The organism is Caloramator sp. (assembly GCF_020054765.1).
GTDB lineage: Bacteria > Bacillota > Clostridia > Clostridiales > Caloramatoraceae > Thermobrachium > Thermobrachium proteoclasticum.
Map to the genome: position 1 here is coordinate 52,131 of NZ_JAIHAO010000010.1, position 22,544 is coordinate 74,674.

A 22,544-nucleotide genomic window follows, 5' to 3' on the forward strand; every position below is an offset into this window, starting at 1 on the left:
GAGGAGTCAATGATGTTTGAAAAGATAAGAAATATAATAGCAGATCAACTTAATTTAGATGAAAATGAAATAGCAGAGGATACAACATTTGCAGATTTAGGTGTTGATTCATTAGACCTTTTCCAAATATTAATAAGCCTTGAGGATGAGTTTGGAATCGAAATTCCAAACGAAGATGCAGAAAATATTAAAACTGTAAAGGATGTAGTAGAGTACATAAAGGAAAGAATAGGTGATGAATAATGATAAAAACAAAGCTTTGTGAAATTTTAAATATAGAGCATCCAATTATTCAAGGTGGAATGGCTTGGATTGCAGACAGTAGCCTTGCGGCTGCTGTCTCAAATGCAGGTGGGCTTGGAATTATTGCAGCAGGAAATGCCCCGGGTGAAATAGTTAGGGAAGAAATAAAAAAAGCTAAGAGATTAACAGATAGGCCCTTTGGCGTAAACATAATGCTTTTGAGTCCCTATGCAGAGGAGGTTGCAAAGGTAGTATGTGAAGAAAAAGTAGCAGTAGTGACAACTGGTGCAGGTAACCCTGGAAAATACATTGAAATGTGGAAGCAAAATAATATAAAGGTAATACCAGTGGTTCCATCAGTTGCACTTGCAAAAAGAATGGAAAGAAGTGGTGTAGATGCAGTAATTGCAGAGGGACACGAATCGGGAGGACATATAGGAGAACTTACAACTATGGCACTTGTACCTCAGGTTGTGGATGCTGTTTCAATACCTGTTGTTGCAGCAGGAGGAATAGCGGATGGAAGAGGACTTTTAGCAGCACTTTCTTTAGGTGCCGTTGGAGTTCAAATGGGAACAAGATTTTTAGTTGCAAAGGAATGTAATGTACATCAAAACTATAAACAGAGAGTCTTATCAGCAAAGGATATTGACACAGTTATCACAGGCTTATCAACAGGACATCCAGTACGTTCCCTAAGAAATAGATTTACAAGAGAACTTTTAAATATTGAAAAACAAGGTCTTGATGCTGAAGTTTTTGAGAAAAAGGCAGCAGGTTCTCTAAAAAGAGCTGCTATAGATGGTGATATAGATTTTGGCTCTGTAATGGCTGGGCAAGTATCAGGGCTTGTTAAAAGAGAACAGACTTGTAGTGAAATTATTGAGGAGATAGTAAAAGAAGCATCAGATTTATATAAAGCTTTAGGCGGGATGGTGAGATAAATGAAGATAGCCTATTTGTTTTCAGGACAGGGAAGTCAATACTTAAATATGGGAAAAGAACTTTATGAATTAAAGGAAGCAAGGGAAGTATTTGAAAGAGTAAATAGAAGTATCGATATAGATGTAGCAAAGCTGTGTTTTGAAGAGCAAGAAAATTTAAATAAGACAGAATATGCACAGATTGCAATATTTACTGTGAGTATGGCGGCATTAAATGTTATGAAATGTAAGTTAATAGAAGTAGATGCAGCAATTGGGCTTAGCCTTGGAGAATATTCAGCTCTATGTTTTGCAGAAAGCTTTACTTTAGAGGATGGTGCAAAGCTTGTGAGAAAAAGAGGGCAGATTATGGGAAGGTGTGCAGAAAAGGTTAGTGGGACAATGGCTGCAATAGTAGGGCTTGATGAGAATATGATAGAAGATATTTGTAAAAAAGCAGCGGATGCTGGATTTGTAAGAGCTGCAAACTACAACTGTCCAAAGCAGGTTGTAATTGCAGGTGAAGAAGATGCAGTACTTAAGGCTATGAATATAGCAGAAGGCTTAGGTGCAAAGGCAGTAAAGCTAAATGTAAGTGGTGCCTTCCATACAGATATGCTAAAGGATGCAAGTGAAGAATTTTATAGTGTATTGAAGGAGATAGATATTAATCTCCCTAAAAAGAAGGTAATTACAAATTTAAATGGAGATTATTATAAGAATAATGATAATGTAAGAGAGATTTTAAAATTGCAGATGATTTCTCCAGTATACTTTGAAAAGGGAGTAAAGAAGCTTATTGAAGATGGTTATGACACCTTCGTAGAGCTTGGACCATCTAAGGTTTTAAGTGGTTTTGTGAAAAAGATAGATAGAAAACTAACAACTCTAAATGTTGAAGATATTAAATCACTTGAAAAAACATTACAGTATATTGGAGGTAAGTAATATGAAGGTGGCAATAGTAACAGGAGCAAGCCGTGGAATAGGAAGAGCAATTTCGATTGAACTTGCAAAAATGGGAATAAACCTGGTTTTAAATTATAGAAAGAGTGAAGATGATGTTAAAGAGACAGTTGAAGAGGCTAAAAAATATGGTGTTGAAGTTTTAACTGTTAAGGGCGATGTAAGTGATTTTAATGGAGCAAAATCTATTGTAGATGAGGCAATAAATAAATTTGGGAAAGTAGATATACTTGTAAATAATGCAGGAATAACAAAGGATACATTAATTTTGAGAATGAAGGAAGAGGATTTTGATTCAGTAATAGATGTTAACCTAAAGGGTACCTTCAATATGATAAAACACGCATCACCTTATATAATAAAATCAGATGCAGGAAGGATAATAAACATATCATCCGTAATAGGACTTATTGGTAATGTAGGTCAGGCAAATTATGCGGCATCAAAATCTGGAGTAATAGGACTTACAAAATCAGTTGCAAAGGAACTTGCACCAAGGGGTGTTACAGTAAATGCAGTTGCACCAGGATATATAGATACAGATATGACTAAGGTTTTAAGTGATAAGGTTAAGGAAGGAATAAAAAATTTAATACCTCTAAAGAGAGTTGGAACTGTAGAGGATGTTGCACATTTGGTCGCGTTTTTAGTTTCAGATAAGGCGTCATATATAACAGGACAGGTTATAAACGTTGATGGTGGAATGGTTATGTAGGAGGTGTAGTATGAACAGGGTTGTTGTAACAGGAATTGGAGCGGTAACTCCACTTGGAAATAATGTTAAGGATTTTTGGAATGGTCTTAAGGAAGGTAAAAACGCTATTGATTTCATAAAATCTTTTGATAATCAAAATTTTAAAGCTAAGCTTGCAGCAGAAGTTGATATAAATATAGAAGATTATCTTGATAAAAAAGAAGCAAGAAGGATGGATAGATTTACACAATTTGCTCTTATAGCAGCAAATGAAGCAGTTTTAGATTCAGGAATTAATGTTGATAATGTGGATAAATATAGATTTGGGGTAGTTTTAGGCTCAGGCGTAGGTGGAATAAAGACACTTGAGAATGAACATACAACACTTTTAGAAAAGGGACCAGGTAGAGTATCTCCATATTTTATACCAATGATGATAAGCAATCTTGCAGCAGGTAATATTGCAATTAAATTTGGTGCAAAGGGAATAGCAAATACAGTAGTTACAGCTTGTGCATCAGGAACCAACGCAATAGGTGAAGCTTTTAGATTGATAAAGTCAGGTATTCTTGATGTTGCAATCACAGGGGGAACGGAGGCAGCAATAACTCCTCTTACCCTTGCAGGTTTTAGCTCACTTAAAGCCCTTAGCTTTAGTGAAGATAAAAATAGGGCTTCAATTCCATTTGACAAAGAAAGAGAAGGTTTTGTAATGGGAGAAGGAAGCGGAATTTTAATACTTGAAAGTTTAGAGCACGCAGTAAAAAGAGGAGCAAAAATATATGCAGAGGTTGTAGGTTATGGTGCAACCTGTGATGCCTACCACATTACAGCACCTGTTGAATCAGGAGAAGGTGCAGCCTATGCTATGGAGATGGCAATAAAGGAGGCGGGTATTGATATAACCTGTGTAGATTATATAAATGCCCACGGAACCAGCACACCCTATAACGATAAAATTGAAACAACAGCAATAAAGAAAGTTTTCAAAGATCACGCGTATAAATTAGCTGTTAACTCGACAAAATCAATGATTGGACATCTTCTTGGTGCAGCTGGTGCAGTTGAGGCAATTGTATGCGTTAAGTCTGTTCAGGAGGATTTCGTACATCCTACAATAAACTTAAATGTTAGGGATGAAGAATGTGATTTAGACTATGTACCACATACAGGACGCAGAATGAGGGTGAATTATGCATTATCTAACTCACTTGGTTTTGGTGGCCATAATGCCAGCATATTATTAAAGAAATGGGAAGGTTGATGTTATGGATGTAAAGAAGCTTCAGGAACTAATTGAATGTGTGAGTAACTCTAATTTAACATATTTTGAGGTCGAAGAGGGCGGCACAAAGATAGTTATGAAAAAAGAGTGTGAGGGCGTTTTGTTAAAGGAAGTACCAAAAATAGAAGGGCCTATCTCTGTAGATAAGATTGAAGAAAAATCCTATGAAAAGGTAGAAAATATAAAGATACAGGAGATTAGGGATGAGATAATTGTGAGGTCTCCAATGGTTGGCACCTTCTACAGTGCACCATCACCAGATGCATCACCCTTTGTTGTAGTTGGTCAAAGGGTTAAGAAGGGAGACATACTGTGCATAATTGAGGCTATGAAGATAATGAATGAGATTGAAGCAGAAGTTGATGGTATTATTGCGGCGGTATGTGTACAAAATGGTGAAATGGTGGAGTACGGTCAAGCACTCTTTAGAATTCAAAAGGATGGTGAGTAATGTGCTTACTATAAATGATATAAAAAAGATAATTCCACATAGATATCCATTTTTGCTTGTGGATAGAGTGGATGAATTAGAGCCAGGTAAAAGAGCAATAGGATATAAAAATGTAACCTTCAATGAGTATTTCTTCCAAGGACATTTTGAACAAGAACCGGTAATGCCAGGTGTTTTAATAATTGAGGCTCTTGCTCAAGTTGGTGCCATTGCAGTTTTATCCCACGAGGACTACAAGGGTAAGATGGCATATTTTGGAGGGATAAACAATGCAAAGTTTAGAAGAAAGGTAGTTCCTGGAGATGTACTAAGGCTTGAGGTTGAAATGATAAAACTAAAGTCAAGGGCAGGAGTTGGAAAGGCTGTTGCCTACGTTAAAGATGAAATTGCCTGTGAAGCTGAAATTATGTTTATTACAGCATAGGCTGGAGGTTATGTATGAAAAGGATACTTGTTGCAAATAGAGGTGAAATAGCAGTAAGGATTATAAGGGCGTGTAGAGAGCTTGGTATTGAAACAATAGCAGTTTATTCAGAGGCAGATACTAATTGCTTGCACGCACACCTTGCTGACCACGCAATATGTATAGGTCCTGCAAAATCTAAGGATAGCTATTTAAATATGCAAAATATATTAACAGCAGCACTGATGACAGGATGTGATGGTATACATCCAGGTTATGGCTTTTTATCTGAAAATAGTAAGTTTGCAAAGATGTGCGAACAGTGTGGAATTAAATTTATAGGTCCATCTCCAGAAGCTATATCCCTTATGGGAAATAAGTCAGTGGCAAAGGAGACGATGAAAAAAGCAGGGGTACCTGTGGTTCCAGGTTCAGAGGGTGCTGTAAAATCCTTAGATGAGGGATTAAAGATTGCAAAAAATATAGGCTTCCCCGTTATGATAAAGGCCTCTGCTGGAGGTGGAGGAAGAGGAATGAGACTTGTTTTTAAAGAAGAAGAATTTGCACAAAGTTTTACTTCCGCAAAACAAGAAGCAGAGGCCGCCTTTTCAGATGGAAATCTTTATATTGAAAAATATATAGAAAAACCAAGACATATAGAGTTTCAGATACTTGCAGATGAATATGGTAATGTAGTTCACTTAGGTGAAAGAGACTGTTCTATACAAAGAAGAAATCAAAAGGTTATAGAGGAGGCACCAAGTTCGCTATTAAGTGAAGGGTTAAGAAAAAGAATGGGAGAGGCCGCAGTTTTGGCTGCAAAGGCTGTAAATTATAAAAATGCAGGAACAATAGAGTTCCTTTTAGATGCAAATGGTAATTTTTATTTTATGGAGATGAATACAAGAATACAGGTAGAGCATCCTGTTACAGAACTTGTAACTGGTATAGATTTAATTAAAGAACAGATACGAGTAGTAAAGGGAGAACGATTAAGGTTTTCTCAGGATGATATAAAAATAAAGGGGCACGCTATAGAGTGTAGAATTAATGCTGAAAATCCAGATAAGAATTTTATGCCATCACCAGGTGAGATTAAAAGACTTATAGTTCCATCGGGTTTTGGTGTAAGGTTTGATAGTCATATATATCAAGGCTATAAAATACCACCATATTATGATTCAATGATAGGGAAATTAATTGTATATGGAGAAACAAGACAAGAGGCCATAAGTAGGATCAATAGGGCTCTATATGAACTTATAGTAGATGGAATAGATACAAATATAGATTTCTTAAGCAGAATAATAAACCACAAGGATTTTATAGAGGGAAATATAGATACTTCCTTCATTAAGAAGAACTTTGAGATTTAGGGGGTGACGTTATGATTGATAATATGTTTGATAGGAAAAAGGAAATAATCTATGATAATTTATCAGCAAAAGTAGATATACCAGATGGACTGTGGATAAAATGTGATAGATGCAAAAAGATTATATATAAGGATGATTTAATCTCATCCCTATATGTTTGTACAAGTTGTGGATACCATTTTAGAATTACTGCACCCCAAAGAATTGAGATGCTATGTGATGAAGGAAGTTTTGAAGAGATTGATAGAGACCTCGTAGGAGATGATCCTTTGAATTTCCCAGGGTACAAGGAAAAGTTAAGTAAACTAAGAGAAGAGACTGGATTAAAGGAGGCTGTTGTAACTGGTATTGGTAGGATAGAGGGATTAGAAGTTGCACTTGGAGTTATGGACAATCGATTTTTAATGGGAAGTATGGGATATGCTGTAGGCGAGAAAATAACAAGGCTTGTGTATAGATCAATAGAAAAGAGGATACCACTTATAATCTTTACAACATCAGGTGGTGCAAGAATGCAGGAGGGGATAGTGTCACTTATGCAGATGGCAAAAACAAGTGCTGCACTTGCAAAACACAATAAAGAGGGACTTTTATACATATCCTATTTAACAGATCCTACAACAGGAGGAGTTTCTGCCAGCTTTGCAATGCTTGGTGATATAATACTGGCAGAACCTGGTGCTCTAATTGGGTTTGCAGGGCCAAGAGTTATTGAACAGACAATAAGACAAAGACTGCCAGAAGGCTTCCAAACATCAGAGTTTTTATTAAAGCACGGATTTGTTGATAGGGTTGTAGATAGAAGGGATATGAAGAGTATGTTAAATAGCATTTTAAGAATGCACTTGGGGGTGAGGTAATGTCGGTTCTTGATTTAGATAAAAAGATTGAGGAGCTTGAGATAAAAATTGAGGAACTTAGAAAGATTTCAACGGAAAACAACATTGATTTAACTTGTGAAATAGAGAAGATGGAAAAGAAGCTTCTTGAACTTAGGAATGATTTATCAAGCAAACTTACCCCTTGGGATAGAGTTGTTTTAGCAAGAATGAATGATAGACCAACAAGCCTTGACTATATAGAAATGATTTTTGATGATTTTATTGAGTTCCATGGAGATAGACTCTATGGAGATGATCCTGCGATTGTTGGTGGAATTGCTACCTTAGATGGAATCCCTGTTACTGTAATTGGTGAACAAAAGGGAAGAAATACAAAGGAAAATCTGTATAGAAATTTTGGTATGCCTCATCCTGAAGGATATAGAAAGGCACTAAGACTAATGAAGCAGGCAGAAAAGTTTAAAAGGCCTATTATAACATTTATAGATACTCCAGGTGCCTATTGTGGAATAGGTGCCGAGGAGAGAGGACAGGCAGAGGCAATAGCAAGAAATTTAATGGAGATGTCAACAATAGACATACTAAAGATTGCAATAGTAATAGGGGAAGGTTCAAGTGGAGGTGCCCTTGCAATATCTGTGGCCGATGAGATTTGGATGCTCGAAAATGCTGTGTACTCTATTTTATCTCCAGAAGGCTTTGCAAGCATACTCTGGAAGGATGCTTCTCGTGCAAAGGAGGCTGCTGATGTTATGAAGATGACTGCCTATGATTTAAAGGAGCTTGGAATTATAAATAAAATAATTAAAGAACCAGCAGGAGGAGCACATAAGGCACCGCAAATGGTGGCAGATGAGATAAAGAGGAATTTGATTGCAGTTATAAAAGGATAGGTTGTATTTATATAATCTATCCTTTTAATTTTAATTTTTTTTAGAAATAATACAAAATATATGAAAAATGAAATTTATATGATATAATATTTCAAATTGGTATTGTTTTTTTTATTATATAATAGAAAGGAGTATGGTAATGATTAGATTAATATTGGGAATTTTAATTATTGCTGCTTTTATATTTTTATATTATTTGATGGAGGATGTAAGAAAAGTTGCAAAAAATGGTTTTAGAGAAGAGGGAAGCTTTTTAGGATTGAGTGCAGTTGGATTTATAACATTGTTTTTTGATACATTAGGAATAGGTAGCTTTGCTCCGGCAACCTCGATGTTTAAGATATTTAAACTAACAGATGAAAGAACTATACCGGGTACATTAAATGTTTCTATGACAATACCAATTATACTTGAGGCTTTAATTTTTATTAGAATAATAGAGGTTGATATAATTACTCTTATTACAATGATTTTGGCTTCAGTTTTTGGAGCTATTTTAGGAGCAGGAATAGTATCTAAACTAAATACAAAGAAGGTTATACTTAGTATGGGTATGGCACTTTTATTTGTGGCAACTTTAATGGTAGCAGGACAACTTAATATACTACCTGTCGGTGGGGATGCAATTGGGTTAAGAGGTGGTAAGTTGATTTTTGCTGTGGTAGCAAATTTTATATTAGGAGCTTTAATGACAATAGGAATAGGACTTTATGCACCTTGTATGGCTCTTGTTTATGCACTTGGTATGAGTCCAAAGGTTGCATTTCCTATAATGATGGGTTCTTGTGCTTTTTTAATGCCAGCAGCTTCAATAAAGTTTATTAAAGAGGGAGCATATGATAAAAAGGCAGCGGTTGCAATAACTTTATTTGGGTCTGTTGGAGTTTTAATTGCTGCCTTTATTGTAAAAGAAATGAGATTAGATTTATTAAAGTGGGTTGTTATTATAGTTATTCTCTACACTTCCTTTATGATGTTTAAATCACTCAAAAAATATACAGGAGATATAATTGAGGCATAAATTAAAATGATTGTTGTAGACAAGTTGTAAAAATATTCGTATAATGTATTTGATTAATTATGATAGGGTGATGTGTTTATGGCAGTTACTATAAATGATGTTGCAAAAGAGGCTGGGGTTTCAATTACAACTGTGTCAAGAGTAATAAACGGAAATTATCCTGTAAAGCAGGAAACAAGGCAGAGGGTTGAGGAAGCAATAAAAAAGCTCAATTTTCAACCCAATCCTATTGCAAGAAGTCTTGTTAGTAGAAAGACAAATAGCATTGGAATAGTGGTTCCAAGTATTACAAATATGTATTTTACGGAGGTTGTAGATGGTATAGAAAAATATGCAAGAAACAACAGCTATGATATATTTTTAAATATAACAAATGGAGATGCAAAGGTAGAAATAAATGCAGTAAATAAATTTATAGAGAGATATGTGGATGGGATAATAGTTGTAGACCCTCAAACAGAAAATATTCTGTCAGGTTTTTATAATGAAATAGTAAATACAGTTCCTGTTGTTTTTGTGAATGGATATCATCAGGAAATAGACTTAAGTTTTGTTATAAGTAATGAAGAGAATGGATTTAAAAATGCTCTAAAGCATCTTAATAAAACAGGGCATAAAAATATTATATTTGTAAGAGGTGAAAGCAGTTATTCCTATGATTTAAAGGAGAATATATATAGAAAATTTATTAAAAACATAGGAAGCATTGAATACGTATTAACTGTGAATGCAGGTAATAGTATTGAAGTCGTTGAAAACACTAAAAAGTCAATAATAAACGTAAGTAGAGATATAAAACTTGGGGAAGATTTTACTGCACTTATTGCCTGCAATGACCTTATGGCAACGGGTGCTTTAAATGCTTGCCTTGAACTTGGAATTAAAGTTCCAGATGAATTTTCAATCATTGGTTTTGACAATATAATTTTATCTCAAATGACTACGCCAAAGCTCTCAACTGTTGATCAAAATATGAAAAAGCTTGGGGAGAAGTCTGCAGAAATGCTTTTTAATTATATAGAATCAGGATATGAAGCAGACAAAGTATTGATTAATACAAAATTAATATTAAGAGAAAGTTGTAGGATATGATATAAAATCTCACATTTAGTCTTTAATCAAACTAAATGTGAGATTTTTGTTTATATTAAATTGATGGACAATTTAGAAAAATTGTTTTATAATATAAATGAAAACGTTTTCTAAAGGGGTGTGTATAATGGAAAGTTTTTTTGGAGTTGATTATTATCCAGAACACTGGCCTGTTGAGATGATGGACAAAGATATTGATAGAATGGTAGATATGGGGGTTGAGGTTGTTAGAATAGGAGAGTTTGCTTGGCATATAATGGAGAAAAATGAGGGTGAATACGATTTTTCCTTTTTTGATATGGTGATAGAGAAGCTCAAAAAAAGAGGCATTAAAGTCATATTTGGAACTCCAACAGCAACTCCACCAGCTTGGCTTATAAGTAAATATCCAGAAATACTTCAAAGGGACGAAAACCTAATTCCAAGGAGCTTTGGTGGAAGAAGGATGTATTGTTATAATAACAAAACATACAGAGAATATACTAAAAGGATTGTTACAGAGCTTGCAAATCATTATAAGAATGAGGATTCAATAATAGCTTGGCAGATAGATAATGAATTTGGACACGAGGGAAGTGATTTATGCTTCTGTGACAGTTGTAAAAGAGGATTTAGAAATTATCTAAAGGAAAAGTACGGAACAATAGATAATTTAAACAAGGCTTGGGGAACAGTATTTTGGAGCCAAACCTATAACAGCTTTGATGAAATTCCACTGCCACTTAAGACTATAACGCATCATAACCCTTCTATGCAGCTTGACTATAAGAGATTTATGTCAAAGTCAATAAATGAATATGCAAAGTTTCAAGTGGACATTTTAAGAGATATTTTAGGAGAGAAGGCATTTATTACTACTAATATAGCAGGTGGATATTTTGATAAAAATTTTGACCATAAACAAATGGCAAAGGAAATGGATATTGCTTCCTATGACAACTATCCTGTTTGGGGAGGCCTAAAGGAACCAATTACTCCTGCCAATATTGCAATGGATTTAGATTTTATAAGAGGTTTAAAGAGAAAAAACTTCTGGATTGTTGAAGAGCTTATGGGAGCACAGGGGCATACCATAATAGGATATCTTCCAAGGCCAAATCAAGCAAAGATGTGGGCATATCAGGCAGTAGCCCACGGTGCACAATCTATACTTTTCTTTAGATATAGAACAGCAACCTTTGGAACAGAGGAATTTTGTTTAGGTATCATTGACCAAGATAATAGAGAGGGAAGAAAATACAGGGAGGTTAAGGAGTTCTTTAAAGATGTAAAGGGTTATAGGGAGCTTCTTCAAAGTTCAATAAAGTCAGAGATAGCCTTTCTATATGATTATGAAAATATATGGGCTTGGAAGATTCAACCTCAAAGTACAGCCTTCAACTTTAAAGAGGAAATGTTAAAGTTATATACAGCCTTCTATAGACATAATACGCATATAGATGTAATAGATTCTAAGGATGACTTTAGCAATTACAAAGTTGTTGTATTGCCTGTTATGATGATAGTTGATGAGGAGCTAAAGCATAGACTTGAGGAGTTTACTAAAAAAGGAGGAACAGTTGTCCTTACCTACAGAACATCCATAAAGGACAGAAACAACAATCTTTATCTTGGAAAAGCAATGCCCTGCAATTTAAATGACCTTACAGGCATAGAGGTGGAGGAGATAGAATCACTTCAGGAGGGGCAATTTGCCTATGCAGATGGCAAATTTGGAAGGACAAAATGTAGTGTTATGAGGGAAATGATAAATTCAAAGGGGGCAGAGGTTCTATATACATATCAGGATAAGTTCTATAGAGAAAAGGGATGTATAACATTAAATAAATTTGGACAAGGCGAAGTATATTACATTGGAACATCTGCTGATGTAGAAATATTAACAAAAATAGCAGAGGAGATAGTAATTAAAAATGATATAGAACATTACAATACGCCCTGTGGTGTTGAGGTATATACAAGATATTTAAATGATAAAAAGTATATGTTTGTTATGAATCATACTGATGAAGATAAGGAGGCATTTGGCATAAAGCTTATGCCTTATGATAGTAAGATTATAGAGGTGAAATAGATGGGGGTAAGAAAATATAACGAATATATTAGTTTATATACTAAATCAATGCAGTATGTATTTAAATTAGAGGATGAATTAATAAGGCACGTTTATTTTGGCGAGGATATACCTTTAGAGGACTTTAAGTTAGAAAAAATACAGGAGGTTTCCTCTAATGATTCGATATATGACGTTGCTAAGGAGGAGTTTTCTTATCACGGTAAGTTAAGGTTTAAAGAAACTTGTCTTAAGGTTGAGTTTGAAGATGGAACAAGAGACCTTGTTTTAAAGTTAGAGGATGTTAAAGTAGATGAGGATTATGTTGAAGTTCTACTAAAAGATGAACATTATAAAATAGAAGTAATACTTAAATATAAAGTTTATGAAGAAGATGATTTACTTGCAAGATACATCGAAGTTAAAAATGTAGGTGAAGATAGTATAAAAATAGAAAAGGTCTTTTCATTTGAACTAAATCTTGATGGATTAGGATATTATATAAATAACGTTGGAGGACATTGGGGCAGGGAAGGGATAAGGTTTAGACAGCAGGTAGGCTACAGTAAGGTTATATTAGAGAGTAGAAAGGGCAATACAGGACATAACAACAATCCATACTTTATCATTGAAAGGGATGCAGAGGAGGATAGGGGAGAAGTCTACTTTGGTGCTTTAGAATATAGTGGTAATTTTAAAATAATTGCAGAAGGAATGCCCTATGGTTATACAAGGGTATTAGTAGGGATTAACGATTTTGATACCTCAATTACATTAGAAGAGGGACAGAGTTTAGTTTTACCAACAGTTTATTTTGGTTATACTAAAAAGGGTCTTGGAGAAATGTCAAGAAGGATGCACAGGTTTATTATAAACAAATTAATGCCCATAAACTTTAACCAAAAAATACGACCGGTTTTGTATAATTCTTGGGAGGCAACTTTATTTGACGTTAAATGTAGCGAGCAAATAGAGCTTGCAAAGAGAGCAAAGGAGATAGGATGCGAACTATTTGTTGTAGATGACGGTTGGTTTGGGGAGAGAAATAGTGATAGGGCAGGTCTTGGGGATTGGTATGTAAACAAGGAGAAGTTTCCACAAGGTTTAAAACCTTTAATTGATGAGGTTAAAGCCTTAGGAATGGATTTTGGAATATGGGTTGAACCTGAAATGGTAAATCCAGATAGCAACCTTTATAGAAATCATCCTGATTGGGTGTACCACTTTAATAATAGAAAATGCACTACTGCAAGAAATCAACTTGTTTTAAATATGACTTTAAAGGAAGTTCAGGATTATGTATATAGCGTACTTGATGAGCTTTTAACTCAAAACGATATAAGCTTTATAAAATGGGATATGAATAGGCCATTTTCAGAGGTAGGTGCTCTAAACCTTAAGGATAAAAGAAGTGTTTGGATAAAGCATACAGAGGCAGTTTTTGAGATAGTAAAAAGGTTGAGAGAAAAGCATCCTAATGTGTATTTTGAAGCCTGTGCTTCGGGCGGAGGAAGGGTTGACTTAGGTTCCATAAGATATTTTGACCAATATTGGACAAGTGATAATACAGATGCCTTTGATAGATTAAAGATACAAGAGGCCTATAGTTTAATTTATCCAGCTCTTGCTATGCGAGCTTGGGTTACAGATTGCCCTAATTTTTTAACCAATAGAACAATTCCTTTAAAATTTAGATTTCACTGTGCTATGATGGGTACATTAGGAATTGGAGGAAATATAAATAAGTGGACAGATGAAGAAAAGAAGATTGCTAAGGATATGATAGAAGAGTATAAAAAAATAAGACATATAGTTCAATTTGGAGACCTTTATAGACTATCTTTAATAGAAAAGGAAGAAATACATTCTGTTCAATATGTATTAAAGGATGAGTCGGTAGTCTTTACATTTTTACCTCGACAAAACTATTCAAAATCTAAATTTAGAATTAGGTTAAAGGGATTAGAGTTAGGTAAAAGATATAAAGTAAAGATTGAAGGAAAGGAGTATTTTAAATCAGGTGCTTATCTTATGAACTACGGTATAGATGTAGAGCTAAAGGGAGATTATGCGTCAAATGCAATCTATTTGAAATATGAATAATGCTACACCTATGGGATATGAAAATTTCATATCCCTTTTTAAATTTTTTGAAAATTGATATTTATTTTTTGGTGAGATTGTTATATAATGATTATAGAAAAGGTTTTCTATGAGGAGGAATGGATATGGCAGAGTTAAGATGGAATCCACTTTTAAAGACTTGGACTATGGTAGCTTCAAATAGACAGCAAAGACCTAATATGCCAAAGGATTGGTGTCCATTTTGCCCAGGTTCGGGGAGAGTACCAGACAATTATGACGTTTATAAATACGATAATGACTTTCCAGCTCTAACTCAAGCACCTGGACAGCCTGATGTTGATGGAAATGACTTATATAAAGTTGCTCAAAACTATGGAAAGTGCGAAGTTATATTATATTCACCAGAGCATACTAAAACACTTCCAGAACTTGAAGTTTCACATATATATAAATTAGTCAATCTTTGGACTGAAAGATTTGAGGAACTCTCAAAGGATGAAAAAATAAAGTATATATTTGAATTTGAAAATAGAGGAGAGGAAGTTGGAGTTACGATGCCACATCCTCACGGACAGATATATGGATATTCCTTTGTACCACTTAAGGTTAAGGTTGAACTTGATTCTTGTAAAGAATATTATAAAGAACACAATGAATGTATGATTTGTAGAATGAATAGAGAAGAAAAGGATTTTGAAAAGAGAGTTATATATGAAAATGAAAGTTTTATTGCATATATTCCTTTCTTTACAGATTACCCTTACGGAGTATTTATAGTTAGCAAATCTCACAAGGGGAACTTTACAGAGTTTACTGACAAAGAAAAATGGGATTTAGCAGATATATTAAAAAAGGTAACTGGTGCATTTGATACACTTTTTGAAAGATTATTTCCTTATATGATGTGTATACATCAAACGCCAGTTAACTGTGAAGAATATAAGGACAGCACAGACTATTATCACTTCCATATAGAGTTTTACCCACCACTTAGGGATGCAAATAAAATAAAATATTATGCATCATCTGAAATGGGGGCGTGGGCTGCCTGCAATACCCTTGCGGTTGAACAAACATCAGAACAATTAAGGGAAGCATTAAGAAAATTTTTAGATAAGATAGGGGGATAATTATGGAGGTAAAAATACTAAAGGATATGTTTGAAAAGGAATATGGTGAAGGTGAAGTTGATATTTATTTCTCTCCAGGAAGAGTTAATCTTATAGGAGAACATATAGATTATAATGGCGGATATGTTTTCCCTGGTGCTCTAACAATAGGTATTTATGGGATGCTTAGAGAAAGAAGCGATAATATTATAAGATTAAGGTCTAAAAATGCAGTAGGAGAGGTTGTAATAAATTTAGATAGAGATATAGTATACGATGAAAAGGATGATTGGGGTAACTATCCAAAGGGAGTAATAAAGAAGGTAAAGGAATTAGGATATAGGGTTAATGGTTTTGACATACTATTCTACAGTAATTTACCAGATGGTGCAGGGCTTTCATCTTCTGCAGCAATAGAGGTTTTAACAGCCTATATATTGTTACACAAGAATAATGCTGAAGATATAGATAGAGTAGAAATAGCAAAGCTATGCCAAGAGGTTGAGAATAAATTTGTTGGTGTAAATTGTGGAATTATGGATCAGTTTGCAGTTTCTGCAGGAAGAGAAAATAATGCAATTTTACTTGACTGTTCAAATCTTTATTATGAATATGTTCCCTTTAATTTAAAGGATTCAAGCTTAGTTATAATGAATACAAACAAAAGAAGGGAACTTAGTGAATCAAAGTATAATGAAAGAAGAGCAGAATGTGATAGGGCACTTGAGATTATAAAAGCACATAAAGCAATAGAAAATCTTTGCCAAGCAGAAATAAAGGATTTAGATTATATTGAAGATGAAACAATCAAAAAGAGAGCACGCCACGCAATAACAGAAAATATGAGAGTAAAGGAAGCTGTTAAAGTTTTAAGAGAGGGAGACATTGAAGCCTTTTCAAAACTTTTAATCCAATCACATAAATCATTAAAGGAGGATTATGAAGTTACAGGATTGCATCTTGATGCTATAGTTGAAGAAGCAATAAAATTTAAAGGATGCCTTGGTGCAAGAATGACTGGTGCAGGCTTTGGAGGATGTGCAATTGCAATTGTTAAAGAAGGAATGGAGGAAGAATTTATTAATGAAGTTTCTAATAGATACAAGGAAAGGACAGGTATAAAGGCAGATTTTTATGTAAGTAAAATAGGTGATGGAGTTAAATTTATAGGAAGGTGCTAATGATATGAAGATAGAAAATATAGTATATAAGGGGCTTGATGGGATAAAGTTTGAAAATGATTATATTAGTTTAGTCCTTCTGCCTCAGCTTGGGGCTAAAATTGCATCATTGATTTATAAACCACAAAACTTTGAAGTTTTAGCACAGCCAGCATTAAATAAATATATACCTGCAGAATACGGTGATAGCTTTGAAAAGTATGATACTTCAGGAATTGATGATATGTATCCTACAATAGATGAATGTATGTATCACTATGAAGGTTATGATGAAAGAATGCCAGATCACGGAGAACTTTGGAGTATTCCTTGGAAGGTTGAAATTTTTGATGAGGAAATTATTTGTAGGGTACAGGGTATAAGGTTTAAATATGAATTTGAAAGAAGAATTAAGCTTGATAAAAATGTTATAAGGCTAAATTATAAAGTAAAGAACACAGGAAGTAGTCCATTATATGGGCTTTGGGCATTTCACGGACTTGTTGCCTGTGATGAGGAGAGTAGAATTTTAATAGATGAAGAAAGTATAATGAATGTCCACAAAAGCAGCATTTACGGAGATGTGGGGAATATACATCTATTCCCTGAAACCTTTGACGTGAATGGAAAAAAAGTTAGGGTTGATAGAATTGGACCTAAAACCCTTGAAAAGACAGAAAAATTCTATGTATATGGAGAGGTTAAGAAGGGGGAAGCGTCTTTAACTTTAAATAGAAATAGATTGCTGTATAAATTATTATTCCCAAAAGATAAAATACCATACCTTGGCGTTTGGATAAATGAAGGTGGATTTAAAGGAGAATACAACTGTGCACTTGAACCCTCAAATGCCTTTTACGATTCTGTTGAAATAGCTAAAAAGTATGGTAAAATAAAACCATTAGAGGTAGAAGAAGAACAGAACTGGTATATTGATATTGTTCTTGAAGAATTGGTTTAGGAGGGGTTTTATGAATATTTTAGTAACTGGGGGTGCAGGTTATATAGGCTCCCACACTGTGAAAATGCTAAATAAGATGGGTAAGAATGTTGTTGTATATGACAATTTAGTTAAAGGACATAAGGATGCTGTAAAGTGTCCAAACTTTGTTGAGGGTGACATTTTTGACAGCGAAAAGTTAGAATGGACGATAAAGAAATACAACATTGATTCAGTTGTTCATTTTGCAGCCTACAGCCTTGTTGGAGAATCAATGGAAAAACCTCAAATGTATTACTATAACAATGTACAAGGTACTTTAAATCTACTTGATGTTATGCTTAAAAACAATGTTAAAAAGCTTGTTTTTTCATCAACAGCGGCAGTTTATGGAGAACCTGAAAGGGTTCCTATAACAGAGGATATATCAAAAAATCCAACAAATGTTTATGGAAGAACAAAGCTTATTATGGAAAATGCTATGGAGGACTATTCAAGATCCTATGGATTAAAATATGTAGCACTAAGATATTTTAATGCCTGTGGTGCTGATGATGAGGGAGATATAGGAGAAGACCACAGCCCAGAAACACACTTAATTCCTCTTGTTCTCCAAACTTGTCTTGGAAAGAGGGAGAGTATAAAAATATTTGGAGATGACTATAACACAAAGGATGGAACTTGTATAAGGGATTATATACACGTTAATGATTTGGCAGAGGCTCATATTCTTGCGTTAGAAGCACTTTATGATGGAAAGAACTCAAACGTATATAACCTTGGAAATGGTAATGGATTTACAGTTAAGGAAATAATAGAGGCAGCAGAAGAGGTTACAGGAATAAATATAAAGAAGGAAATAGCACCAAGAAGAGCAGGAGACCCAGCAGTTTTAATTGCAAGTTCTGAAAAAATAAGACGTGAACTTAATTGGAATCCAAAATATACGGATATTAAAAGAATTATAGAAACAGCTTGGAGATGGCACAAAAATCATCCTAACGGATATGATGATAAAAAGTAGCTTATATAAGCTACTTTTTTCTTACCTTCACAATTATAAGTTGTATCCACATACCTATAGAAATCAAAAATAACATAATTGCATTCAGAACATAAGCTAAATCCTTAAAACCCTCTGTAGGCATTGTTTTTGCTTTAATAATCAAAAATACGCCAAAAATTACAGTTAAAATTGAAAAGATAAATGGGAATTTAATTGATTTAGAAATCTTCCACATAGCATAGGATAGTATAATCCCAATTAATATACATATTGGAAAAATCAAATACTGCATAAAATCCCTCCTTTAATTTATTATATCAACAAAATTTACAACATAAAACTGAAAAAGTATTAATATTTATTTAAATGAAATAATTTTTTAGGGGATAAAGATGAGGGCATTTAGATATCGAAAATTTAGATTTAGAATAAATAAAATAAATTCTATTTTTAGTTTTATTTTCAAACTATATTTTTTTATATTTATAATCTGCTTGGTTCTATTTTTTATAGTATATATAAATTATAAATCAAAGCCGTACAAATCTACAAACATAGTCAAGATAAAAAGAAGTGAAGCCTATAAACGTGGAATGGAAATGATAAATTTTGTATGGAAATACGATGCATCTAAAAATGGAGTTGTAGATAACAATGAAGTTACAATGCCACGACATCTAAGGGATGGAGAATTAACAAGTGGAATACCCTATTGCTGGGGAGGTTATATATCCCTTGATATAAGTAATCAACCTCAAGTTAAAGATTTTAAAGATGCTTTAGATAAGGGTTTAATTGCAGGAAACATTAATACAAATGGTGGATATAAGCCGCTAACAGCAGGGCTTGACTGTTCTGGTTTTGTTGGAGCTGTCTATAAACTACCTATAAAGGTTTCAACGCAAATGTTAGATGATTATTTTCATCCTATAAAATTTGAGGATTTAAAGCCAATGGATATAATTAATCACAAGAAATACCACGTTTTTATTTATCTTAAAGAGTCGGCAGATAAAAAGGGTATCATCGTTATGGAAGCAACAACAGGGAAATATGTTGCATTTGATAGGACAACTATAAATTACAGGAGTTATTCTGAAATAAAAAAGTATATTGAGGATGGAACCTATATACCAATGAGGTATAACAGGATTGTTGAAGATAAAGTTGAACTATTTAGGGACAAATATGAATTTAATAATTTTGACTATTTAGCTACAAACATAATATTAGATGAAGATTATCAAGGATACATAGATTATGCAGGAGATGTTGATATATACTCTTTAAAATTAAATAAGGCGAACTACAATATAAGTTTTAAAAGTGATAAACCTATCTATGTTGAAGCATATAGTGGAGAAAATAATATAATATCTTTATATGTAGATAAATATAACGAATGTAATTTTAGTGTTGAAGATGGTCAGGATGTTAAAATAAAGGTATATTCAAAAAAGCTTGAGTTTAAGTTTAAATATCAGTTTAATATTAAAATCCAATAGAAATGAGATTTAAACAATATATTAAAAAAGGCTTATCAAAATGAATTAAGATAAAGATTCTCATTTTGATAAGCTTTTTAATTACCACTAACAAGGAACTTATAATTTAATATAAATTCCTATTGTTGAAACTATTAGCGCTATTACTGTTGTAGGTATAGCAAGCATTAGCCACTTCTTCCATCCTACGTGAATTTTATTTTTTTCCAGTATGCTATAGGCCATTACGTTTGCAGATGCTCCTATTGGAGTCATATTCCCTCCTATATCAAGTCCTAATGTTAATGACCAAACAAAATTATCTTTACATAAAGCTAAGTCAGGATTTTGATTTATTATGCTAAGTAGAATATAGGACATAGTTAGAGCCATAGGAACATTATCAACAACAGCACTAATTATACCACATATCCAAATAAAAGATAATGAAAGAAGTATAGGGTTTCCATTTGATAGTTTTATTATCTTTTCTGCAATTACAGATATAACGCCTGTTTTTTCAAGTGAACCTATTATTATAAATAGTCCTATAAAAAATAGAAGTGTTTCACCATCTATTGAACGCAGTATATTGTCGGAATCTTCTTTGAGTAATGAAAGACAAACCATTGCTGGGAGTAAAGTTGCAATAGATGCGTATATATGAAATCCAAACATCTCATTTAAAAGATGATGTGTTACAAGGAAAACTATTGCAAAAACAAAGGATAAACCACCTATCTTTACATATTTTAAATTTGATATTTTGTTTTCTAAGATTAGTTGTTCTTTTTCTACCTCATTAAGTTTTTTAATTGACTTTAGTTTGTTAAAGTTTATTAAGAAGAAAAATAATGTTACAACAATCGTTGAAATGAAGGCAATAGGACCTGTATTTCTTACAAAATCAGAGAAGGTGTAGTTAAGTACACTTCCTATTATTACGTTTGGAGGGTCTCCAACTAAAGTACCACTTCCTCCAATGTTTGCAGTACATACCTCTGCAATAACAAGAGGAACAGGATTTATATCAAACATTTTACAAAGGTTTATTGTTAATATTGTAAAAAAGATAAGAACTGTAATACTGTCCATAAAACCCGCAAGAAGTGCTGTTATTAATGGAAAAACAATATATATTTTCTTGATATCAAAATTAAGTTTTTCCATTATTTTAACAGCCATAAAATTAAAAAAGTTTGCCTCTTCAAGTACTTTTATAATAATAAACATTCCTAAAAGAAGACCTATTGTGTCCCAGCTAACAAAGGACATTGCATCATTTAGAGATAAAACACCCGATGCAATTATTATTAATGCACCAATTAGAGAAATTAAATATTTTGGAAGTTTTTCAAGCATCAAAAGTATATAGGTTGCTGAAAACGTTATTAGTGCAATTGTCATCAAATCCCCCCTCAAATGTATTACTAATTAAATTATACAAAAAATTAATAAAATTTGCACTAATTTTGTTTAAAAAGATAGAAAAATATTCTGTTATGTCATAAAATTAACTTAAATTGTCTTTACTGAGTTTATAAGCAATATTTTTAGAAAAACAAAGTTTTATTTTAGAAAATTATGGTATATAATAGTAAAAAAGATTTTTTAATAAATAGAGTTTTAAAATCTATGGTGGTGGGTATATGAATAGTTTGGCACTTAAAATTGCTTGGGATGTACATAAAGATCAAAAAAGAAAAGGTTCAAATGCACCATATATAATTCATCCTGTAGAAGTTGCTGTTATAATTTTGGAAAATGGTGGTGATGATGATTTAGTTACAGCAGGGCTTTTACACGATACATTAGAGGATATAACATCTGGAAGAATGGAACTTTTAAAGCTTATAAAAACAAATTTTCCCAAGAGGGTTGTTGATATAGTTTTATCTGTAACAGAACAGGAAAAATTATTGGTTAATAGAAGTTTAACAAGAAGTGAAAAGATAAATACTTGGAAAAAAAGAAAACAAGAAGCCATAGATAAATTAAAAAATGCGTCAATAGATGTAAAGATTGTATCTTGTGCAGATAAGTTAAGCAATATAAGAAGTATGGTTGAGGACTATAACACTATGAGAGATAAATTATGGGTAATGTTTAATGCAGGTTATGACGAGCAGAAGTGGTACTATTTTCAGCTATTAGATGTATTTTTGGATTTAAAAGCATACCCAATGTATAAGGAACTACAGGATAAGATTGATTATATATTTAAATAATTCTAAAAACTATCCACAAACTTATTAACATATGTGGATAAAATTAACATTATAGGAGGACAAATGTGAATAGTAATTTAAATAATTCAATTATGGATAAGTTAACTAAGATATGTATTTTTAAATCTATATCCAGGTTAAATATAAAAATGGCAATTGAAGATGGAGCAAAGACAGTAGAGGATGTTAAAAAAGCTACTGGTGTAACAACTGGTTCCTGCAGAGGAAAAAGATGTTCAGAAAAAATTCAAGAACTTATAGATGAATATTATAAAAATTTGGAGGACTAA

23 protein-coding genes are annotated in these 22,544 nt (G+C 33.1%); 21 read left to right on the top strand and 2 right to left on the bottom strand.

Annotated elements, in window-relative coordinates; genetic code table 11:
• The first annotated feature begins 9 nt into the window (after nt 1-9).
• The 18 genes from acpP (at nt 10) to galE (ending at nt 18,560) form a co-directional block, all read left to right on the top strand.
• Nucleotides 10-243 carry an acyl carrier protein gene (acpP, locus tag JG776_RS05260; protein ID WP_291965359.1) on the top strand — a complete coding sequence of 78 codons (234 nt, stop codon included), beginning with the start codon at nt 10-12 and terminating at the stop codon, nt 241-243.
• Entirely contained in the window at nt 243-1,187 is a 945-nt protein-coding gene (gene fabK, locus JG776_RS05265) for an enoyl-[acyl-carrier-protein] reductase FabK (RefSeq protein ID WP_291965361.1), read from the top strand. The genes acpP and fabK overlap by 1 nt, the downstream gene beginning before the upstream one ends.
• A complete protein-coding gene (gene fabD, locus JG776_RS05270) occupies nt 1,188-2,114 on the top strand; it encodes an ACP S-malonyltransferase (protein ID WP_291965363.1) in 927 nt (308 codons plus the stop codon).
• 1 nt (nt 2,115) lies between these two features.
• Entirely contained in the window at nt 2,116-2,847 is a 732-nt protein-coding gene (fabG, locus tag JG776_RS05275) for a 3-oxoacyl-[acyl-carrier-protein] reductase (protein ID WP_291965365.1), read from the top strand.
• A gap of 10 nt (nt 2,848-2,857) precedes the next feature.
• Nucleotides 2,858-4,090, top strand: a complete 1,233-nt coding sequence (fabF, locus tag JG776_RS05280; RefSeq protein WP_291965367.1) for a beta-ketoacyl-ACP synthase II — start codon at nt 2,858-2,860, stop codon at nt 4,088-4,090.
• 4 nt (nt 4,091-4,094) lie between these two features.
• A complete protein-coding gene (gene accB / locus JG776_RS05285) occupies nt 4,095-4,562 on the top strand; it encodes an acetyl-CoA carboxylase biotin carboxyl carrier protein (protein ID WP_291965369.1) in 468 nt (155 codons plus the stop codon).
• Nucleotides 4,555-4,986 (top strand): 3-hydroxyacyl-ACP dehydratase FabZ, encoded by a 432-nt coding sequence (gene fabZ / locus JG776_RS05290; protein WP_291965412.1) that lies wholly within the window; start codon nt 4,555-4,557, stop codon nt 4,984-4,986. The genes accB and fabZ overlap by 8 nt, the downstream gene beginning before the upstream one ends.
• A gap of 14 nt (nt 4,987-5,000) precedes the next feature.
• Complete coding sequence (locus JG776_RS05295) at nt 5,001-6,341, top strand: acetyl-CoA carboxylase biotin carboxylase subunit (protein WP_291965372.1); 1,341 nt, start codon at nt 5,001-5,003, stop codon at nt 6,339-6,341.
• A 23-nt stretch (nt 6,342-6,364) separates the two neighbouring features.
• Nucleotides 6,365-7,201: an acetyl-CoA carboxylase, carboxyltransferase subunit beta gene (gene accD / locus JG776_RS05300; RefSeq protein ID WP_291965414.1), complete on the top strand. Its 837-nt coding sequence runs from the start codon at nt 6,365-6,367 to the stop codon at nt 7,199-7,201.
• Complete coding sequence (locus tag JG776_RS05305) at nt 7,201-8,076, top strand: acetyl-CoA carboxylase carboxyltransferase subunit alpha (protein WP_366934192.1); 876 nt, start codon at nt 7,201-7,203, stop codon at nt 8,074-8,076. Before accD ends, JG776_RS05305 begins: the two co-directional genes overlap by 1 nt.
• 139 nt (nt 8,077-8,215) lie before the next feature.
• Entirely contained in the window at nt 8,216-9,097 is an 882-nt protein-coding gene (locus JG776_RS05310; protein ID WP_291965373.1) for a sulfite exporter TauE/SafE family protein, read from the top strand.
• A gap of 78 nt (nt 9,098-9,175) precedes the next feature.
• Nucleotides 9,176-10,189 carry a LacI family DNA-binding transcriptional regulator gene (locus tag JG776_RS05315; RefSeq protein ID WP_291965375.1) on the top strand — a complete coding sequence of 338 codons (1,014 nt, stop codon included), beginning with the start codon at nt 9,176-9,178 and terminating at the stop codon, nt 10,187-10,189.
• 127 nt (nt 10,190-10,316) lie between these two features.
• Complete coding sequence (locus JG776_RS05320) at nt 10,317-12,263, top strand: beta-galactosidase (protein WP_291965377.1); 1,947 nt, start codon at nt 10,317-10,319, stop codon at nt 12,261-12,263.
• On the top strand, nt 12,264-14,345 hold the full coding sequence (locus tag JG776_RS05325) for an alpha-galactosidase (RefSeq protein ID WP_291965379.1): 2,082 nt from the start codon (nt 12,264-12,266) through the stop codon (nt 14,343-14,345).
• Nucleotides 14,346-14,470: 125 nt separating this feature from the next.
• A complete protein-coding gene (gene galT / locus JG776_RS05330; RefSeq protein WP_291965381.1) occupies nt 14,471-15,457 on the top strand; it encodes a galactose-1-phosphate uridylyltransferase in 987 nt (328 codons plus the stop codon).
• Between the two features lie 2 nt (nt 15,458-15,459).
• Nucleotides 15,460-16,617 carry a galactokinase gene (locus tag JG776_RS05335; RefSeq protein ID WP_291965384.1) on the top strand — a complete coding sequence of 386 codons (1,158 nt, stop codon included), beginning with the start codon at nt 15,460-15,462 and terminating at the stop codon, nt 16,615-16,617.
• Nucleotides 16,618-16,621: 4 nt separating this feature from the next.
• Nucleotides 16,622-17,557 (top strand): hypothetical protein, encoded by a 936-nt coding sequence (locus tag JG776_RS05340; protein WP_291965386.1) that lies wholly within the window; start codon nt 16,622-16,624, stop codon nt 17,555-17,557.
• Nucleotides 17,558-17,567: 10 nt separating this feature from the next.
• Nucleotides 17,568-18,560, top strand: coding sequence for a UDP-glucose 4-epimerase GalE (gene galE / locus JG776_RS05345; RefSeq protein WP_027308782.1), 993 nt, complete (start codon nt 17,568-17,570; stop codon nt 18,558-18,560).
• 10 nt (nt 18,561-18,570) lie between these two features.
• Here galE and JG776_RS05350 read toward each other — a convergent pair whose 3' ends face one another.
• Nucleotides 18,571-18,834, bottom strand: coding sequence for a hypothetical protein (locus JG776_RS05350; RefSeq protein WP_291965390.1), 264 nt, complete (start codon nt 18,832-18,834; stop codon nt 18,571-18,573).
• A gap of 100 nt (nt 18,835-18,934) precedes the next feature.
• Between JG776_RS05350 and JG776_RS05355 the strand changes: the two genes are divergently transcribed.
• Nucleotides 18,935-20,047 carry a hypothetical protein gene (locus JG776_RS05355; RefSeq protein WP_291965391.1) on the top strand — a complete coding sequence of 371 codons (1,113 nt, stop codon included), beginning with the start codon at nt 18,935-18,937 and terminating at the stop codon, nt 20,045-20,047.
• A gap of 99 nt (nt 20,048-20,146) precedes the next feature.
• Here JG776_RS05355 and JG776_RS05360 read toward each other — a convergent pair whose 3' ends face one another.
• Nucleotides 20,147-21,433, bottom strand: a complete 1,287-nt coding sequence (locus JG776_RS05360; protein ID WP_291965392.1) for an SLC13 family permease — start codon at nt 21,431-21,433, stop codon at nt 20,147-20,149.
• 242 nt (nt 21,434-21,675) lie between these two features.
• Between JG776_RS05360 and JG776_RS05365 the strand changes: the two genes are divergently transcribed.
• Together JG776_RS05365 and JG776_RS05370 are read left to right on the top strand one after the other, a co-directional pair.
• The gene (locus tag JG776_RS05365) at nt 21,676-22,254 is read left to right on the top strand and encodes an HD domain-containing protein (RefSeq protein WP_291965393.1); all 579 of its coding nucleotides are present in this window, start codon (nt 21,676-21,678) and stop codon (nt 22,252-22,254) included.
• Between the two features lie 65 nt (nt 22,255-22,319).
• Nucleotides 22,320-22,544 (top strand): (2Fe-2S)-binding protein, encoded by a 225-nt coding sequence (locus tag JG776_RS05370; RefSeq protein WP_291965395.1) that lies wholly within the window; start codon nt 22,320-22,322, stop codon nt 22,542-22,544.